The sequence below is a fragment of the Xanthobacter autotrophicus ATCC 700552 genome (assembly GCF_043194565.1).
In the GTDB taxonomy this organism is placed as follows: Bacteria; Pseudomonadota; Alphaproteobacteria; order Rhizobiales; family Xanthobacteraceae; genus Xanthobacter; species Xanthobacter autotrophicus_F.
This window is the reverse complement of the sequence record NZ_JBAFVS010000009.1, coordinates 16,179-33,489: the sequence shown is the minus strand read 5'-3', so window position 1 is coordinate 33,489 and position 17,311 is coordinate 16,179. Positions and strand designations below refer to the sequence as shown.

Sequence of the window (17,311 nt, the reverse complement as noted above, 5' to 3'; positions counted from 1 at the left end):
TTCCGATTCAGCCCCGCTCGTCCAGCGGATTGGTGCGCAGGCGCATGGGATCGTAGAAGGGCGTGCGGACCACATTGGCCTCAAAGCTCTCCGCGCCATCCACCACCGTCACCGCCGTGCCGAGCGCGGTCACGTCCGGCCGCAGCGAGACGAGGGCGAGCGACTTCATGAGGTGGCGGCTGTAGGTGGTGGAATTCACCACGCCCACTTCGGCCCCGTCCTTGAAGATCTTCGCGCCGGGGACGATGGCCTTGGCGGCGAGCACTTCCAGCCCCGCCTGGTGGGTGCGCTCGGTGCCCTTGCGGGCGACGAGCGCCGCCTTGCCGCGGAAGTCCGGCTTGGAGAGGTCCACCGACCAGTCCATCAGCACCTCGAACGGGGTGGTGTCCGCGTGGGGCATGTCGAAGGGGAAGAACAGCAAAGCGCCTTCCACCCGCACGATGTCCAGGCAATCCCACGACACCGGCATGGCGCCATGGGGCTTGCCCGCCTCCAGGATCTGGTCCCACAGGGCGATGGCGTCCTTGGCGGCACAGAACACCTCATAGCCCCGCTCGGCCGAATAGCCGCCGCGCGCAAGCGACACCGGCACGCCGAAAAGCGTGGTCTTGCCATGCCCGAAATAGGGCAGGCCTTTCAGGTCCATGGGGGTGTGGGGCGCGAGGATGTCGAGGGCCTTGGGTCCCTGCAGCGACAGGATATGCACGTCGTTGTCGCGGGAGAAGGCGACCTCGAAGCCCGCGGCGACGAGGGGCAGCGCCTCTTCCAGCGCGCCGCCGCCGTGGGACAGGCGGAAGACGCCGTCGCCATCCACATAGATCAGCACGTCGTCGATCAGTCCGCCGTCATCGCCCACGATGGAGGCGATCATGGAGCGGCCGGCCGGGACCTTGGCGATGTCCGCCGTGACCAGCCGGTTCAGGAAGGCCAGGGCGTCCTTGCCGCCCACGTTGATGATCTTGAGGGCGGACACGTCGAACAGCCCCGCCCGCGTGCGCACCGCCTCCGTCTCCTCATAGGGATCGGTGGCGTAGTGCTGGGGAATCGCCATGTCGTTCCACGTTTCCTCGAGCTTCGACCCCAGCTCTCGGTGACGCGCGTTGAGGATCGATTGGCGCCAGATGGGTGCGCTCGTCATCCCGTCCCTCTCTCTTTTCAGCTGTCGGACAGCACTGAATGGGCAGGCGACGGGGTGCGATGCGCCGCCCGCCGCCGCGACGGGGCGCATCCTGTGCGGCACGACACTTCAGTGTCAATTGATTTTCCTGAGAAGAAATTATTTCTGCCTGATGTGCAATATCAAGGCAGGGCTAAGGCGCATGGCTACTCGATGGCGCCCATTCCGTTCGAAAATTGAGCACAACAACGCCCACCGAATGGGCTTGCACAAGCCGCAATCATCGGCACAGTGTTTCTACGGCGTCAAAAAAGTTCACTGAGGGGAACAGATCGCCGCCTTCGCGAGGATCGCAACTGCGGGACGGCCCAGTCTGGGCGCCGGCCCAGGCGGAGCTTGAAATCATGTCCGATGTCAAAATGTGGGGCAAGGAAGAGTTTTGGGGTCTCGGGTTCGAATGGGACCCCCAATGGCTGCTCACGCCGGCGCAGAAGGAGCTGCAGAAGAAGCTCATCGCCCTATGCGAGAGCACCTTGCGCGCCAACGCCGTGGAAAGCGACGCCAACTACGTCTACCCCCGCAAGAATTTCGAAGCCCTCGCCTCCCTCGGCCTGCTGTCGCTGAACGTGCCGAAGGACCTGGGCGGGCTGGGCGAAAATCACCTCTGCGCCGCCATGGTGGTGGAGACCATCGCCCGCTACGGCTGCCCCTCCACCGCCATGTGCTACACTATGCATCTGGGCGCCACGGCGGCGGCGCTGCTGCGCCACCACGACAACCCCATCCTTACCGACATCCTCAAGCGGCTGGATCAGGACGTGCTCATCGGCACGCTCTCCTATTCCGACCCCGAGACCGGCTCCCATTTCTGGTATCCCATCTCATCCAAGGCCGAGGCCTATGGCGACGGCTGGAAGGTGACGAAGAAAGCCTCCTGGACCACCTCCGGCGGCTTTGCCGACTGGTACATCGTGCAGACCACCAGCCCGGGCTTTGCCGGCGACTATTCGGACCTGTCCTGCTTCCTCGTCACCAAGGACGAGGTGAAGGCCAACCCCTCCGAATGGGATGGCCTGGGCCTGCGCGGCAACCAGTCCGGCCCCATCGTGGTGGAGAACGCTATCCTGCCGAAGGATGCCCTGGTCGGCCCCATCGGCGACGGCGCGAAATCCAATGACGAGGTGGTGGACCCGTTCTTCCTCACCTGCTCGTCGGCCTGCTGGAACGGCATTTCGCTGGCGGTCATCGACATCGCCAAGCGCCACACCACCCGCAAGACCCACAATGACGTAGGGCTCCGCGTCGCCGACTATCCCACCATCCAGGATTATGTGGGCGAGGCGATCATGGACACCAACGCCTGCCGGGCGCTGGACTTCCAGATGGCGCAGGCGCTCGACAGCGTGACCAACAATTGTGACTGGTCCATCCACGCCGATGTGGACGCCCTGCCCCGCTCCGCTTTGCTGCACTGGCTGTGGCAGGTGAAGTTCGAGGCAGCGAAGAACGTGGCCCATGTGGTGGACAAGATGCTCCACGCCACCGGCGGCACCGGCTTCCGTCCGGCGCTGCAGATCGAGCGCTACCTGCGCGACGGCAAGGCCGGCTGGGTGATGGGTCCCACCAACGAAGTGCTGCGCCAGTTCGTCGGCAAGGCCTCCCTGCTCGGCTTCGGCTCGCTGGACTACTGGAACAAGTCCATCAACGAGCGGGTGCTGAACAACGAGATCAAGAAGATGGACGAAGCCGAGAAACGCGCGCTGGCCGAAAAGCTTCTCGCCGAACTCCAGCCCGCCAAGGTGGCGTGAACGAGGCGTTTTGCAACCGGGAGGGCCGCGCGCCGGCCCTCCCCCATTCCGCGGCATCGCCGCCGGCTCCCTCCGCGCGCCCGCCATCAAGAGGGATTATCATGGGCAGAGTGACCCATTTCAGAGAGTCCCGTTCGATGACCACCATTGATCTCGACGCCCGTCTCGATCCGCGCGAATTGCGCAACGCTCTCGGCCGCTTCGCCACCGGCATCGCCGTGGTGATGGCGAAGGATTCCGAAGGGCCCATGGGCGTCACCGTGAATTCCTTTTCCGCCGTGTCGCTGGATCCGCCGCTGATCCTGTTCTGCATGGCGCGCTCGCTCCATTCCCTGGAGCGGCTGGAAAGGGCGAAGGCCTATTCGGTCAACATCCTGCTGGAGAACCAGCAGGACATCTCCAACCGCTTCGCCCGCGCCGGCGAGGACAAGTTCTCAGGCACGCCGTGGGAAGTCGGCCCCTCGGGGGCACCGCGCCTCGTGCCGGCCCACGCCGTGTTCGAATGCGTGCCCTATGCCCATTATGACGGCGGCGATCATGTGATCTTCGTCGGTCGCGTGGTGCACATGCATGCCGAGGGCGAGGGCGATCCCCTGCTCTATTACCGCGGCAGCTATCGGCTGCTAGCGAACCTCATGCAAGACAGCTGAGCCAGAGGGCTGTATGGACGCCTCCCTCCTCCCGCCCGGCCGCTCGCGCAGCGCTGCCGCCACCCGCCCCCGCGAGTGCGTGGTGGTGCGCGGCGGTGGCGCGGCCGTGATCATGCTCGGCACCGGCGACGCTATCACGATCCGCGACGGGGAAGGTCTCCAGCCGGCCCTCGCCTTCGCCATCGACGGTGAAGGACAGGCGGATGGCGCGGCGCTCGGCCTGGAAGGCCCGGCCGAGGCGCGGCTCGCGCATGTGCTGGATGTGGGGGGAGAGGGGAGCGCGCAGGTCGCGCATGCGCTTGCAAAGCGGGGCATCGCGCCGGAGGCCGTGACCGGGCACGAAGCGCTGGCGGGCGGGCATCCGGCGCAGACGCGGGTCACGCTCACGGCCCGCCGCGATCTCCTGGTCGTGGTGGCCGCGCCCGGCGGCCCCATGGCGCCCGATGGGCAGGACGCGCCCACGGACATCGAAGTCACCGTCACCCGCGCCCGCGGCAACGAGCACCCCTTGCCGGAGCCTCTCGCCGAGCCGAAGCTCGACCTCAGGATACCGGCCGCGCAGGCCCGCGCCTTCCGGGTGAAGGCCGGCGATTATATCCAGATCATCGACGTGGACGGGCGCCAGTGCTCGGACTTCCTCGCCTTCGACGCGGCGGCGCTGGAACGGGGCGAAGAATGCGGCCTCGACGCCACCACCACCCGCACCCTCATGGGCGCGGCCTATCCGGGGCCGGGGCTACACTCGAAATATTATGACGAGCGCCAGATCCCGCTGGTGGAGGTGATCCGCGACACGGTGGGGCGGCACGACACCTTCGCTCTGGCCTGCTCGGCGAAATATTACGAAGACATGGGCTATCCGGGCCACGCCAATTGCTCGGATAATTTCAATGCGGTGCTTCAGCCCCACGGCATCCGCCCGCGCGCCGGCTGGCCGGCCATCAATTTCTTCTACAATACAGCTGTGGACCACACCAACGCGCTCACCATGGACGAGCCCTGGTCGCGGCCCGGCGACTATGTGCTGTTGAAGGCGCTCACCGACCTCGTCTGCGCCACCTCGTCCTGCGCCGACGACATCGATCCGGCCAATGGCTGGGTGCCCACCGACATCCATGTGCGCGTCTACGACGCCACCGAGACCTTCTCCAGGGGGACCGCCTTCCGCATGACTGCCGCAGCCGAGCCGCGCCTGACGCGCGAAAGCGCCTTTCATCCGCGCCTGGCGCAGAAGACCCGCAGCTTCGTGGAGTATCGCGGCTTCTGGCTCGCCACCTGCTTCACCGGCGAAGGCCCCATCGCGGAATACTGGGCCTGCCGCGAGAAGGCGGCGGTGATGGATCTCTCCCCCCTGCGCAAGTTCGAGGTGACCGGGCCGGACGCGGAGCTGCTGCTCCAGCGCACGGTGACCCGCGACATGCGCAAGCTGGCGGTGGGACAGGTGGTCTATACGGCGCTCACCTACGACCATGGCGGCATGATCGACGATGCCACCGTCTTCCGCCTCGCGCCGTCCAATTTCCGGGTGGTGTGCGGGGAGGAGTTCACCGGAACCTGGCTGCGCGACAAGGCGCACGAGTGGGGGCTGAACGCTTTCGTGCGGTCATCCACGGACCAGTTGCACAATATCGCGGTCCAGGGGCCGCTCTCCCGCGAGATCCTCGCCGAAGTGATCTGGACCAGCCCGACGCAGCCCGCCATCACCGAGCTGAAATGGTTCCGCTTCGCCGTGGCCCGCCTCGGCGGACCCATGGGGCCGGCGCTGGTGGTCTCGCGCACCGGCTATACGGGGGAACTCGGCTACGAGATCTGGTGCCACCCCAAGGACGCCGGCGCGGTGTTCGACGCGGTGTGGGCGGCGGGCGCCCCGAAGGGCATGAAGCCGCTGGGCCTTAGCGCCCTCGACATGCTGCGCATCGAGGCCGGGCTGGTGTTCGCGGGATATGATTTTTGCGACCAGACCGACCCGTTCGAGGCCGGCATCGGATTCGCGGTGGCGGAGAAGGAGGAGGATTTCGTGGGCAAGGTGGCGCTCATGCGGCGCAAGGCCAGCCCGGCCCGCAAGATGGTGGGGCTGAGAATCGAGGGCAACGACGCGGTCGGCCACGGCGACCCGCTCTACATGGGCCGGGCGCAGGTGGGCGTCGTCACCAGCGCCACCCATTCGCCCATCCTGAAGGCACAGATTGCGCTGGCGCGCATGGATGTGGCCCATGCCGCCACGGGAACGCAGGTGGAGATCGGCAAGCTGGACGGCCTGCGCAAGCGCATCGGCGCCGAAATCGTGCCCTTCCCGCATTTTGACCCGCAGAAAGCCCGCGTCCGCGCCTGAGCAGCGCGGACTCCGGCAGCTTCCGGCTGCTCGATTTATGTATTTACCAGAACACCTCCAGACGAAATGTCGCCTGGAGGTGTTTGTGTTAGCGTAATGTTCGATTGATTAAAAATCAATCACAGTCATGTCTAAAATATAATCCATATCTAACCTTGCATTAGATCCATATGTCATTGACAAATTTTTTTCTTCTCTGGAAACTCCCTCACATAAAAATGAGGGGAACCACATGAGTATCGCAGCAACCACCGGGGCCGCCGCCCCGCCTGAGACCGGCACGCTTCAACGCAAGATCAGCTGGACCGGCGCGTTCTGGATCGCGAGCGGAGTGCCCGCGCTCGTGCTCTTCTCCATCGGCGCCATCGGCGCCACGGTGGGCGCGCCGGCCTGGTTCGTGTGGATCCTGTCCATCGTCTTCGGCTTCATCCAGGCGTTCTCCTATGCGGAGATTGCCGGCCTGTTCCCGCACAAGTCGGGCGGCGCCTCGGTCTATGGCGCCATTGCCTGGGTGCGCTACGGCAAGCTGCTCGCGCCCTTCTCGGTGTGGTGCAACTGGCTGGCCTGGTCGCCAGTGCTGTCCATCGGCTCGGGGCTGGCGGCGGGCTATGTGCTGTCCATCCTGTTCCCTGCGGATGCCGCCATCAATACCTGGCAGCTCACCCTGGTGGACCTCGGCTGGCTGAAAAGCGGCCTCGCCCTGCGCCTCAACGCCACCTTCTTCCTCGGCGCCGCGCTGCTCTTCGTCGCCTTCGCCATCCAGCATCGCGGCATCAGCCAGACCGCCAAGGTGCAGGTGGTCCTGGGCGTGGTGGCGCTGCTGCCGCTGGTGCTCATCGGCCTCGTGCCGCTCATCACCGGCGACGTGCTGGCGGCCAATCTCGGCCCGTTCGCGCCGCTGGCCAAGGACGAGGCGGGCAAGGTGATCGCCGGGTCCTGGAACATGGCCGGCATCACCCTCATGGCGGGTGGCCTGTTCATCGCCGCCTGGTCCACCTACGGCTTCGAGACGGCGGTCTGCTACACCCGCGAGTTCCGCGATCCCAAGACCGACACCTTCAAGGCCATCCTCTATTCCGGCCTGCTGTGCATCTTCGTCTTCACCATCGTGCCCATCTCGTTCCAGGGCGTGCTCGGCCTCGGCCAATTGGTGACGCCGGCGGTGATGGACGCTTCCGGCACCGTGACGACGCCGGCGGTCTATGACGGCATCCTGTCGGCCGATATCTATTCCGGCATGGGCGTCGCCAACGCCATGGCGGACATGATCAAGGGCGGCCCCATCGTCCACAACGTGATCGTGGTGATGCTGATCCTGGCGCTGATGCTCGCCATCATCACCTCCATGGCGGGCTCCTCGCGCACCCTCTACCAGGCGTCCGTCGACGGCTGGCTGCCCAAGTATCTCAGCCACGTCAACGAGAATGGCGCGCCCACCAGGGCCATGTGGACCGACCTTTGCTTCAACCTCATCCTGCTGATGATGTCGGACTACGTGTTCATCCTTGCCATCTCCAACGTCTGCTACATCCTGTTCAACTTCCTCAACCTCAACGCCGCCTGGATGCACCGCATCGACCGCCCGAACTGGGACCGCCCTTTCAAGGCGCCCACCTGGCTCATCGGCATGGGCACGGTGCTCGCCTTCGTGAACCTATTCCTGCTCGGCATGGGCGCGGACATCTGGGGCGCGGGCACGCTGGTGACGGGGCTCGTGGTCTCGGCCGCCATCATCCCGGTCTTCCTGTTCCGCCATTATGTGACGGACAAGGGCCGGTTCCCCGCCGCCATGATGGAGGACATGCACCTGAAGGCCGAAACCGGCGCCGGCACGCGGGCGGGCATGCTGCCCTATCTCGCCCTCGCACTGGGGGCCGTGGTGGTCATCGTGGCACGCATGCTTGCGGTCTATTGAGCGGAGACGAGATGAGCGATCAAGGCATCAAGAGCCGCCCCACGTATCAGCCGATCGCGCCGGACCCGCAGGGCCGCCACCATCTCCTGGTGGTGGACGGGTCCGAAGTTCCGGCCGAGGCTCTGGCGGAGGGGGTTGCCCCCTCCGCCTTCGAGGTGTGGACGGTGGCGCGCAAGAGCGCCGTGCCCGCCAGCCCGGCCATGGAGGAGGAAGCGGGCGCGGTGCGCCTCTTCCGCTCCGTGCCCCACCTGTTCTCGGCGCTTGAGGAGCGGCTTGCCCGCGAGACCATGGGCCTGCGCCTCTACGCCGTCGGGCCGGAACCGTTCCTGTGGGACGCCTACGGCATCGGCATGCGCGCCGGCCTCAGCCCGCAGGAAATGGCCTTCGCCCATGTGGGCGCGCAGGCACGGCGCATTTTCTGCGTCCACTGCCGCACGGTGATGGAGGGCGTCACCACCTCCATCGCCACATGCGCGGGCTGCGGGGCGCCGCTGTTCGTGCGCGATCACTTCTCGCGGCGGCTCGCCGCCTTCATGGCCGTGCAGATCGACGCGGAAGTGCCCGGCGAGGTGCCGCAGGCCGAGGAGCTGTATTCATGACCGCCGGGGAACCCCTTCAGGTGCGCGTGCGCGATATCGTCGAGCTGGCACCGAGCCTCAAGCGCTTCTCGTTCGAGCCGGCCCACGGCGGCCTGTTCCCCCCCCCGCCCGCCGGCGGCCATGTGATGCTCACCCTGCGCGACGGCGCGCGGGTGATGAAGAACGCCTATTCCCTGGTTACGCCGCCCATGGAGCGGGCACGCTACGACATCATCGTGCGTCTGGTCGCCCAGTCGCGCGGCGGCTCGGACTTCCTCCACCGCAAGGTCGCGCCCGGCGACGTGCTGGAGATGGCGCGCCCGGTGAGCCTGTTCCCGCTCGCCGCCACGGCGAAGAAGCATCTGCTCATCGGCGGTGGCATCGGCATCACGCCGCTGTTGTCCTTCCTGCCGGAGCTGAAGGCGCGGGGCGCCCGCTTCGAGCTGCACCACCTTTCAAACGGTGACGAGGCGCCCGTGTTCGAGCGCCTGCTCGCGCCCCATGCCGCCGGCGAAGAGATCCGCGTCCATGGCGGCGGCCGCGCCGCCTTCGACCTCGCCGGCCTGCTATCGCGCCAGCCGCTGGGCACCCATGTCTATGTCTGCGGCCCGCACGCCCTGATGGATGCGGTGACGGGCACCGCCGCCGCGCTGGGCTGGCCCAAGGGCAAGATCCACAAGGAGAGCTTCGGCGGCGCCACCGGCGGCCTGCCGTTCCGCGTCCTCCTCAAGCGCTCCGGCATCGAGGTGGACGTGGGCGAGACCCAGACCCTGCTGGAAGCCATCGAGGCGGCGGGCATCGACGCGCCCTGCCTGTGCCGCGGCGGCGCCTGCGGCGAATGCATGACCTCCGTCATCGAGGGCGAGGTGAACCACCGCGACGACTTCCTCTCCGCCGAGGAGAAGGCGGGCGGCACGCGGATGATGACCTGCGTCTCCCGCGCCCGCGGGCCGCGCCTTGTGCTCGATCTTTAAGCTTCGGAAGGACCATCCCATGACCCTCCAGTTCAAGCCCGCCGAGACCTTCCGCGACACCTTCACCTACAAGAAGTCGCCGGAGGACATCCTGCGCTTCCCCTTCCCGTTCCCCGAGGACGAATACATGTACTCGGTGAACATCGAGCCGCACGTCCGTGGCGGCCCCTCGCCCGCCTTCCAGGCGGCGTTCGACATCGACGAGCACTACATCGCCGAATGCCGCGAGCGCGAGCGGGTGCTGAAGGAAGACCCCAAGCGCTGCCAGGTGCTGCCGCACATGATGGCGGCGGAGTGGGACAGCCTCGAACTCATCATGGAGAGCCTTGCGCAGGACTATCCCGAGCACTTCTCCCTGACCAAGGCGGGTGACCTGTGGACCTGGGTGAACCGGCCGCTCAACATCCACCAGAGCTTCACCTTCGGTAAGGCCGAGACCCTGCCCTGCGGGCCGTTCGAATACATCACGAGGCAGGCGCAGGGCGACTTCACCCTGCAGGACCAGCGCGACGACAACCTCTATGTGGACGGCGGCATGGTGACCACCCAGGCCGACTGGTCGCTGGAATTCGACATCGGCATGAGCTTCCACCAATGGCATGGCCCGGTGCCGCTGGCCCACGAGAAGGGGGTGTTCGACCGGGCGCTGAAATACCTGCTGCGCCTTCAGTATGGCCAGCCGGTGCGGCGCCTCAACTGGACCATGACGGTCAATCCGCGCCTCGATACCTCGCCGGAGAATTATCCGGTGTGGGGGCCGGACAAGGCGAGCGTCACGCCGGACAACGTAGCGCAGAAGGTGTACCTGCGGGTGGAGTTGCAGACCCTCTATCGCCTGCCGCGCTCCAATGCGATCCTGTTCGGCATCCGCTGCTATCTCACCAGCGTGGCCGATATCGCGCGGGTGCCGAAATGGCGCCGGCGCCTGCACCGGGTGCTGCGGGACCTTCACCCCGACATCGCCGCCTACAAGGGCCTGCCCCGCTTCCGCCAGACGGTGCTGGACCACCTTGCCCCCCTGGATGACGGGGAACCGACCTCCAAGGGCATCGCGCCGGACACGGCAGTGCTGGCGGGATGAGGACCGGTCGCGACGCCCCCGGGCACGCCGGCCCGTTCAGCACGCGCTTTTCACGTTGGAGCCGGAGCTTTTCCGTTGGTTGACCTCACGCAACGACACCTTAACCGTGCTAGGTAATGTGCCGTGTCTGTGGAGGAAAACCAAAATGCTTCAGAACATAAAAAGCGTTCTCATCGGCATGACGGAAGAAGGCATCGACGAGCCCTCCTCCGCCCTCGCCTATGGGCTGTCCCTGGCGCAGAAGTCCGGTGCCCATGCCACCATTCAGGCCGCCTCTCTCAAGGTGGTGATGGGCAACACCTTCGTGAGCAACGTGGCCTCCGGCCTCGTGGCCGCGCACAACCGTCGCCTGCGCCACCTCGCCGACGCGGTGGCGGAAAGGGCGCGCGGCGATGCGGCCGCGGCCGGCGTTGCCGCCTCTGTGGACACGCCGCAGCTGTCCTACCCCCAGCTCGTGGATACCTTCATCGCCCAGGCCCGCGTCCACGACATTTCGGTGCTGGATGCGGAGACGGCGACGGTCAATGCCGACCGGGGCCTCATCGAGGGCCTGCTGTTCGAAAGCGGGCGCCCGTTGCTCGTGGTACCGCCCGGCTTCGACACCTTCCGGCACCATCGCGTGCTGGTGGCGTGGGATGCCAGCGCCCGCGCGGTGCGGGCGGTCAACGACGCCATGGACATCCTCAAGGCCGCCGAGACGGTGGAGGTGCTCGCCATCGGTTCGGAAAAGGAGCTGGCGCACGAAGTGCCCGGCGCCGAGCTTGCCCCTCACCTGGTTCGCCATGGCGTGAACGTGAGCGTGAAGAACCTCGTCGCGGGCCCTGAGGGCATCGCCGGCACGCTGCGCGAGCAAGCCTCGCTCATTGACGCGGACCTGATCGTCATGGGCGCCTTCAACCATTCCCGCGTGCGCGAATGGGTGCTGGGCGGGGTCACCCAATCGCTGCTGGAGGACTGCAAGGTCCCCCTGTTCATGTCCTATTGATCGTCCTGAGCCACTGAAAATAAGCGCCCGCACCGCCTCAGGCGACGGGCGCGTTTTCTGCCCCGCGGCGGGCACGTTGACGCGCTTTTCACGCCAGCCGGCATCCCCTTTGCTCGAAAACGCCGGGTATTCCTCCCGACAACCGCCTCAGCTCACCGGCTGCCAGCGCCCGTCCGCCGCGCGGCAGGCGGCGCCGCGGGCGATCTGCGGGCGGTTGTCGATGTAGATGGTGTGGGAATAATCGCGGCAGCTCTGGAAGCCCGCGCGATTGTAGGGCGGCCCGGCCACCACCGTGCCGTGGGTGCCATTTTCGCCCTTCCAGCCGATGGGATAGCCCGGGCCGCCGGTTTCCAGCGCGGAGATTTCGGCATCCAGGGCGCGGCGCCGGTCGGCCTCGTCGAGGCCGTTGCCGATACCGCCGCTGATGAGGCCTCCGGAGACCGCCCCGCTCATGACCGGGGCTGTCGGCAGTGCCGCCTGGGCGGCGATGGACCGGCCCGGCCCGGACTCCGTCGCGCAACCGCCGAGGGCCGAAGCGAGGGCGGCAAGGGCACAGAAGCGGACGCAAACCATGCGGGCGGGCATCGGATGGGGTCTCACGCGCAAGGACACTGGGACGACACCAGAGCACGCGCCGATCGGATCGCACCGCAGTCCGATCAGAAAACGCGGCTCCATCCTTGAGTTCAGAGGGCGATTCACCGAGCAGGTGGAGTCCATCTGCTCGCATCGCGCCCCAAGGCTCTCCTCCCTCTTAAGCGGTCGCGGGCCGCCTGAAAACAGACTTGGACGGGAAGGCGCTCCGGGCGCGTCACTGGAGCGCAGCCCTGCACCTGTGGCGGGGCCGCGCCCTTCAAGACGCGGCGGCCGCGGGCGGCGGCGCGGCGGCCGGCAACACCAGCTCGGTGCGTAGGCCACCGATGGGCGCGGAACTCAGCTCGAAGCGGCCGCCATAGAGCAGCGCCAGTTCATGCACGATGGACAGGCCGAGCCCCGAGCCCGGCTTTGATTCGTCGAGCCGCCGCCCGCGCCGGCCCACATCCACCCGCCGCGCCGGATCCAGCCCCGGCCCGTCGTCGTCGATGATGACGTGGTAGAAGACCCGATCACCGGGGGATTTCGGCTGGCCGATACATACCTCCAGCTCGACCCGGGACGAGGCCCACTTACAGGCATTGTCCACGAGGTTGCCCACCATCTCCTCCAGGTCCTGCTGCTCGCCGCGGAAATGGACGTCGTCGCGGATGTGAACCTCAATGGCGAGATCCTTGGTGCGGTAGATCTTCTCCATGGTGCGGGCGAGCGCGGTGATGACCGGCGTCACCTCGCACACGCTGGCCACCACGGAGACGCGGGCCGCCATGCGCGCCCGCTCCAGGTGGTGGGCCACCTGGTCGCGCATCACGCCGGCCTGGTCGCGCACCCGCATGGCGAGGGGATCGTCCCTGGTGCCGGCCTCGTTCATCAGCACGGAGAGCGGCGTCTTGAGGGCGTGGGCGAGGTTGCCCACATGGGTGCGGGCGCGCTCCACGATCTCCTTGTTGGCGTCGATGAGGGCGTTGACCTCCCGCACCAGCGGGACGATCTCATCCGGGTAGGAGCCGTCCAGCCGCTCCGCCTTGCCGGAGCGCACGTCGACGAGCACCTTCGAGATGCGCGTCAGCGGCATCAGCCCGAAGCGCACCTGCACCATTACCACCAGCAGGAAGGCGCAGGCGAGCACCACCAACGTGCCGGCGAGCGCCAGGTTGAAGGCGGAAATCTCCTCATCCAGTTCGGAGGCCACCGCCGCCACGGAGACCACGTAGCGCTCATTGGCGCCCAGATCCACGTCGCGTTCGGCAAGGCGCAGCTCCTCGCCGTGGGGGCCCTTCACATAGCCCTCGCGCATCAGGCCGGGCCGCCTCTTGATGCCCTGCTTTGCCAGCAGCGGCAGCGCTCCCGTCACCAGTGAGCGCGAGGCCCGCCGCCGCTCCTCGCCATTGCCGGAGAGAAGGGTGATCTGCCAGTACCAGCCGGAATTGGGGAAGGCGAACAGGGGATCGCCAAGGGCTATCGGCTCGGGAAGCGCATCGTCGGTGGCGTTGGCCACCTCCGCCACGATGGTCTTCAGGTACACGTCGAGCCGCCGGTCGAAGGCGCGCTCGGCCGCGGTGCGGTAGAGCGAGGACAGGACGAACCCGACCACCAGCAGCACCACCACGGTGATGCCCATCGCCGAAAGCACGAGGCGGAAGGCCAGCGAGCCGGGGGCGTATTCCGAGGGCCGCGACGCTTTTTCCATCATGGTTCCGCGCTTCAGCGCTGCCCTTCCGGCGCGGCGAGCAGATAGCCGAGGCCGCGCACGGTCTGGATAACGTCGCAGTCGAGCTTCTTGCGCAGGCGCCCGACGAACACCTCGATGGTGTTGGAATCGCGGTCGAAATCCTGGTCGTAGAGGTGTTCCACCAGCTCCCCGCGCGACACCACGCGCCCGGCATGGTGCATGAGGTAGCTCAGCAGCCGGTATTCGTGGGAGGTGAGCTTGACCGGATTGCCTTCCACGGTGACCCGGCCGGAGCGCGTATCGAGCCGCACCGGCCCGCAGGTCATCTCGCTGGAGGCATGGCCGGTGGCGCGCCGCAGCAGGGCGCGCAGGCGGGCCAGCACCTCCTCCATGTGGAAGGGCTTGGCGACATAATCGTCGGCGCCGGCGTCGAAGCCCTGCACCTTGTCGCTCCAGCGGTCGCGGGCGGTGAGGATGAGCACCGGGGTGACCTTGCCGGCACGGCGCCAGCTCTCCAGAACCGAGATGCCGTCAAGCTTGGGCAGGCCGATATCGAGAACGATGGCGTCATAGGGCTCGCTCTCGCCGAGATACTGCCCTTCCTCGCCGTCATAGGCGCGATCCACGGCATAGCCCGCGTCGGACAGGGCCTCGACGAGCTGTCGGTTCAGCTCGGGATCGTCCTCGACCACCAAAAGACGCACAGGTTTCCTCCGGCTTCGGCTTTCCATCTCTTAGAGCACGCGCCAGCCGGCCGGCATCCCCCTTTTTGAGGGATAACGTTTTCATCGTCGCCGCCCGGCCCGTCGAGAATGACAGAGGCGCGCGGCGGAGCAAGCGTGAACGGCGCCGCAGGGCCGCGCGCCCCTCAGTCAAAGCAGGATCAGCGCCAGTTGCACAGGCGAAGGCCCACCGCGTTGTGGGCCTTCGCCTGGCGGATGGTCGCGTCGCTGTCGGCCGCCGACCAGCGGAGGGGCTGGGCCGCGGCGCAATAGACCTTACTCGCGCCGGAACCCGTCGTCGTCGCGCAGCCGGCGAGCGTCAGCATCGCGGCGATCAGCGCCGGCCCGCGCAGCGCGCGCCGTATCGAGGATGCGCTCGGCATCGCGTTCTCCTTCCTTGATGGCGTGGGAATAGCCCTGCTGCGCGCCCTTGCGGTGCGCGAGGACGAAAGCGAGCACGGCCGCCGCCGCGAGCGCCGCGCGCGGTCCCGCGACCCGCATCAGCGCCGCGACGGCGAGAAGGCCGGCCACGGCCCAGAGCCACCAGGGCACGCCGTAGCCGAGGAGATGGGCAAGGCCGCTCACGACGCCGGCCCGGTGGGCAGGAGATCGAGGATCGCCGCTCGGCGCGCCCCGGCGCGGGCGCTCCACCACACATAGGTGACGCCGCCGAGGGTGAGGGCGAGGCCGAGCAGGGTCAGGCCCGTGAAGACGAGGGCGAGGGTCGCGGACGCCTGCGCATGGGGGGCGATCTGGCGTGCCGCCTCGGACACGGCGGAAGCGGCGAGGCCGCCCGCCGCCGCGCCGGCACCCGCCTGCGGCTTCGGCCCCGGGCGGGCACTGGCGACAGGGGCCTTGCCGGCCGGGATCGTGCTGCCCTGCCCCTCCAGCACCGGAATGCGGCGGGCGGGACCGGCACCCGTCGCCCAAGCCTTGCCGGCCTTGCGCACCTCCTCCACCCGCCGCCCCCAGCCGCGGCCGAACACCGGCCAGGTCTTGAGCGCCTTCAGCATGGCGAGGCGGCGGTCGCAGATGGCGTCCACGAGCCGGGCCGGCGCCGTTTCCGCCGCGGTGCGGGCGGCGGCCAAAGTCACCGCCCCCATCTCCCCGTCCGCCGGCAGGCCCAGCGCCCGCTGCAGCCATTTGACCGACTGGCCGGGGCCGGAATTCACCGCCCCGTCGAACACCACATAATCGATGCCCTCCGGCAGTTCGTCGGCGCGGATGGCGTTCCAGTACTGGCGGCGATAGATGTCCTGGAGTTCCTCCTCCGCGATCTCGCGCACCGGGCGCACGCCAAGCCCCTTGCCGCGCCGGTAGCCGTCATAGACGCGCTGGATGACGCCCTTCATGGTGGGGCCGCCGGGATCGTCGGGATGGTTGGAATAGCCGCCCTCGTGGCGCAGCACGGCATGGAGCGCCGGCGCGAAGCTCGTCTTGGCCATGGATATCATCCTGAAGCAGTTTTCCGCGCGGCTCGGACACCGGCCCACGCGACGAAGGAACGATGGAACAGAGCGGGCGGCGTCGCGGGTCAACGCGGCGCGAGGCCGCCCGGATGGCGTTGAAGGGTCACCCGTCGCCACGGCTGCGCGAGCCCCGAGCGGGGCCTCCCGCCGCCGTGGCGTGCCGGTCAGGTGAACCCGGTCAGGTAAACATGGACGGGGTGACGATGCCGGCGGCGACGAGGTTGTTCACGCCGCTGGTGTTGGGGTGCACGCCGTCATTGGTGCGGGCGACGGCGCCGGACGACACCCACTTGCCGGGCGCCGCCGGGTCCTCGAGCACCGCCGCCATGTCGATCAGGCCGGAGTGCCCGTAGGAGATCCAGTTGGCGCGCACGTCGTCGTTGTAGTCGAGGCGCACCGGTTCCTTGGCGGCATCGTAGATGGACTGGCCCGCCGCCGAGGTATAGGTGCCGGTGGTACGCGGCGGGCAGGTGACGATGTAGGTCTTCACCCCATAGTCCCAGTAGCGGGCGCAGACCGTCTGCGTATCCGCCAGGATCTGCGCCTTGGTGCGGCCGATCCAGAGGTCGTTGGTGACCATGGCGAGGATCAGGTGAGTGATCCCGCTGTTCATCAGCACCGAGCGCTCGCCGTCGTCGCGGGAGGCCAGGTACCAGATGCGGTGCCCGCCGCGCCCGGTATAGACCCACGGCAGGGCATTCTGCAGGCTCTTCTGGATGTAGCCCTTCCAGCCATAGGTGGTGGTGGGCGAGGTGTCGTTGGTGCCCTTGCCGATGCTGTCGGTGAGCAGGCCGATGACCGGCGTATCACCGTCCAGCAGCGCGTGGATCGCCACCGGGGTGAACAGGCCGCTGCCGGAATTCACCGGGGCGGCGGCGTCGAAGGCGTCCATGGTCCGGTTGGTGAGGTCGGTGCCGCGATTGCAGCCTTCGCCGGTCAGGACCACCGTGCTGTCGGGGGTGGCGGCCAGCTTCAGCGTGCCGGTCCACTTGCCGTAGGCGCGGACGATGAAGTCGGTCGCCGCCGCGCTGTCGATCCACAGGGGATCCGACAGGAGGGTGCCGCGCCCGGCGGTGATGGTGGTGGAGGGCTGGCCGCCGAAGAACAGGCGATGCACGACGCTGTTGATGACGATGCTCGCCGCGAAACTGGTAATGTCCTGGACGCGGTCGGCCTCGCCGTCCACGTTGATGTCGCCCCGCGACCACTCCACCCGGATGGCCCGCAGCGTCCGCCCGTTGGGAAGAAAGTGCCGCGACCAGTTGTTGAAGGAATTGTTGGTGGCATCAGTGCCGGCATCGCCGGTGAAGCCGACGCCGCGCTGGCCGATGCCGACCCAGCGGGTGCGGCTGTAGCTCTCCGCCAGGGTCCGGACCGCGGAGAAATCGGGGTCATTAATCAACAACATCAGGAA

General features: G+C 67.5%; 16 protein-coding genes. 9 read left to right on the top strand and 7 right to left on the bottom strand.

The genetic code is table 11. The features are described from left to right. Positions 1-7 precede the first annotated feature (7 nt). Positions 8-1,138, bottom strand: a complete 1,131-nt coding sequence (locus V5F48_RS11600; RefSeq protein ID WP_394258846.1) for an aminomethyltransferase family protein — start codon at positions 1,136-1,138, stop codon at positions 8-10. Here V5F48_RS11600 and V5F48_RS11595 point away from each other — a divergent pair. The 9 genes from V5F48_RS11595 (at position 1,122) to V5F48_RS11555 (ending at position 11,440) form a co-directional block, all read left to right on the top strand. Continuing rightward, entirely contained in the window at positions 1,122-1,439 is a 318-nt protein-coding gene (locus V5F48_RS11595) for a hypothetical protein (protein ID WP_394258845.1), read from the top strand. The genes V5F48_RS11600 and V5F48_RS11595 overlap by 17 nt on opposite strands. 82 nt (positions 1,440-1,521) lie before the next feature. Continuing rightward, on the top strand, positions 1,522-2,925 hold the full coding sequence (locus V5F48_RS11590) for an acyl-CoA dehydrogenase family protein (RefSeq protein ID WP_394258844.1): 1,404 nt from the start codon (positions 1,522-1,524) through the stop codon (positions 2,923-2,925). Positions 2,926-3,062: 137 nt separating this feature from the next. Then, positions 3,063-3,575 carry a flavin reductase family protein gene (locus tag V5F48_RS11585; RefSeq protein ID WP_394107806.1) on the top strand — a complete coding sequence of 171 codons (513 nt, stop codon included), beginning with the start codon at positions 3,063-3,065 and terminating at the stop codon, positions 3,573-3,575. Positions 3,576-3,588: 13 nt separating this feature from the next. Next, positions 3,589-5,907 (top strand): DUF1989 domain-containing protein, encoded by a 2,319-nt coding sequence (locus V5F48_RS11580; protein WP_394258843.1) that lies wholly within the window; start codon positions 3,589-3,591, stop codon positions 5,905-5,907. A gap of 232 nt (positions 5,908-6,139) precedes the next feature. Beyond that, positions 6,140-7,822, top strand: coding sequence for an APC family permease (locus V5F48_RS11575; protein WP_394258842.1), 1,683 nt, complete (start codon positions 6,140-6,142; stop codon positions 7,820-7,822). Between the two features lie 11 nt (positions 7,823-7,833). Further along, positions 7,834-8,421, top strand: a complete 588-nt coding sequence (locus V5F48_RS11570) for a dimethylamine monooxygenase subunit DmmA family protein (protein WP_394258841.1) — start codon at positions 7,834-7,836, stop codon at positions 8,419-8,421. Beyond that, positions 8,418-9,374 (top strand): PDR/VanB family oxidoreductase, encoded by a 957-nt coding sequence (locus V5F48_RS11565; RefSeq protein ID WP_394258840.1) that lies wholly within the window; start codon positions 8,418-8,420, stop codon positions 9,372-9,374. The genes V5F48_RS11570 and V5F48_RS11565 overlap by 4 nt, the downstream gene beginning before the upstream one ends. Before the next feature lie 19 nt (positions 9,375-9,393). Next, positions 9,394-10,455, top strand: a complete 1,062-nt coding sequence (locus V5F48_RS11560) for a heme-dependent oxidative N-demethylase family protein (protein WP_394258839.1) — start codon at positions 9,394-9,396, stop codon at positions 10,453-10,455. A gap of 145 nt (positions 10,456-10,600) precedes the next feature. After that, entirely contained in the window at positions 10,601-11,440 is an 840-nt protein-coding gene (locus tag V5F48_RS11555) for a universal stress protein (RefSeq protein ID WP_394107812.1), read from the top strand. Between the two features lie 147 nt (positions 11,441-11,587). On the opposite strand, the gene V5F48_RS11550 is transcribed toward V5F48_RS11555, so the two are convergent. The 6 genes from V5F48_RS11550 to V5F48_RS11525 all read right to left on the bottom strand — a co-directional run bounded on the left by V5F48_RS11550 (position 11,588) and on the right by V5F48_RS11525 (position 17,305). Further along, a complete protein-coding gene (locus V5F48_RS11550) occupies positions 11,588-12,025 on the bottom strand; it encodes a hypothetical protein (RefSeq protein WP_394258838.1) in 438 nt (145 codons plus the stop codon). A gap of 268 nt (positions 12,026-12,293) precedes the next feature. Then, positions 12,294-13,724, bottom strand: a complete 1,431-nt coding sequence (locus V5F48_RS11545; RefSeq protein WP_394107962.1) for an ATP-binding protein — start codon at positions 13,722-13,724, stop codon at positions 12,294-12,296. Positions 13,725-13,738: 14 nt separating this feature from the next. Further along, a complete protein-coding gene (locus V5F48_RS11540) occupies positions 13,739-14,410 on the bottom strand; it encodes a response regulator transcription factor (protein ID WP_394258837.1) in 672 nt (223 codons plus the stop codon). A 294-nt stretch (positions 14,411-14,704) separates the two neighbouring features. After that, a complete protein-coding gene (locus V5F48_RS11535) occupies positions 14,705-15,013 on the bottom strand; it encodes a hypothetical protein (RefSeq protein WP_394107815.1) in 309 nt (102 codons plus the stop codon). After that, complete coding sequence (locus V5F48_RS11530) at positions 15,010-15,873, bottom strand: glycoside hydrolase family 108 protein (protein ID WP_394258836.1); 864 nt, start codon at positions 15,871-15,873, stop codon at positions 15,010-15,012. The genes V5F48_RS11535 and V5F48_RS11530 overlap by 4 nt, the downstream gene beginning before the upstream one ends. Before the next feature lie 202 nt (positions 15,874-16,075). Then, positions 16,076-17,305, bottom strand: a complete 1,230-nt coding sequence (locus tag V5F48_RS11525; protein ID WP_394258835.1) for an SGNH/GDSL hydrolase family protein — start codon at positions 17,303-17,305, stop codon at positions 16,076-16,078. Between the last annotated feature and the right edge of the window lie 6 nt (positions 17,306-17,311).

Coding starts and splice junctions, on each gene's coding strand:
- V5F48_RS11530 (WP_394258836.1), bottom strand. CDS start 15,873: ATGGCCAAGACGAGCTTCGCGCCGGCGCTCCATGCCGTGCTGCGCCAC.
- V5F48_RS11585 (WP_394107806.1), top strand. CDS start 3,063: ATGACCACCATTGATCTCGACGCCCGTCTCGATCCGCGCGAATTGCGC.
- V5F48_RS11575 (WP_394258842.1), top strand. CDS start 6,140: ATGAGTATCGCAGCAACCACCGGGGCCGCCGCCCCGCCTGAGACCGGC.
- V5F48_RS11545 (WP_394107962.1), bottom strand. CDS start 13,724: ATGGAAAAAGCGTCGCGGCCCTCGGAATACGCCCCCGGCTCGCTGGCC.
- V5F48_RS11600 (WP_394258846.1), bottom strand. CDS start 1,138: ATGACGAGCGCACCCATCTGGCGCCAATCGATCCTCAACGCGCGTCAC.
- V5F48_RS11595 (WP_394258845.1), top strand. CDS start 1,122: ATGGGTGCGCTCGTCATCCCGTCCCTCTCTCTTTTCAGCTGTCGGACA.
- V5F48_RS11550 (WP_394258838.1), bottom strand. CDS start 12,025: ATGCCCGCCCGCATGGTTTGCGTCCGCTTCTGTGCCCTTGCCGCCCTC.
- V5F48_RS11525 (WP_394258835.1), bottom strand. CDS start 17,305: ATGTTGTTGATTAATGACCCCGATTTCTCCGCGGTCCGGACCCTGGCG.
- V5F48_RS11555 (WP_394107812.1), top strand. CDS start 10,601: ATGCTTCAGAACATAAAAAGCGTTCTCATCGGCATGACGGAAGAAGGC.
- V5F48_RS11565 (WP_394258840.1), top strand. CDS start 8,418: ATGACCGCCGGGGAACCCCTTCAGGTGCGCGTGCGCGATATCGTCGAG.
- V5F48_RS11590 (WP_394258844.1), top strand. CDS start 1,522: ATGTCCGATGTCAAAATGTGGGGCAAGGAAGAGTTTTGGGGTCTCGGG.
- V5F48_RS11580 (WP_394258843.1), top strand. CDS start 3,589: ATGGACGCCTCCCTCCTCCCGCCCGGCCGCTCGCGCAGCGCTGCCGCC.
- V5F48_RS11560 (WP_394258839.1), top strand. CDS start 9,394: ATGACCCTCCAGTTCAAGCCCGCCGAGACCTTCCGCGACACCTTCACC.
- V5F48_RS11570 (WP_394258841.1), top strand. CDS start 7,834: ATGAGCGATCAAGGCATCAAGAGCCGCCCCACGTATCAGCCGATCGCG.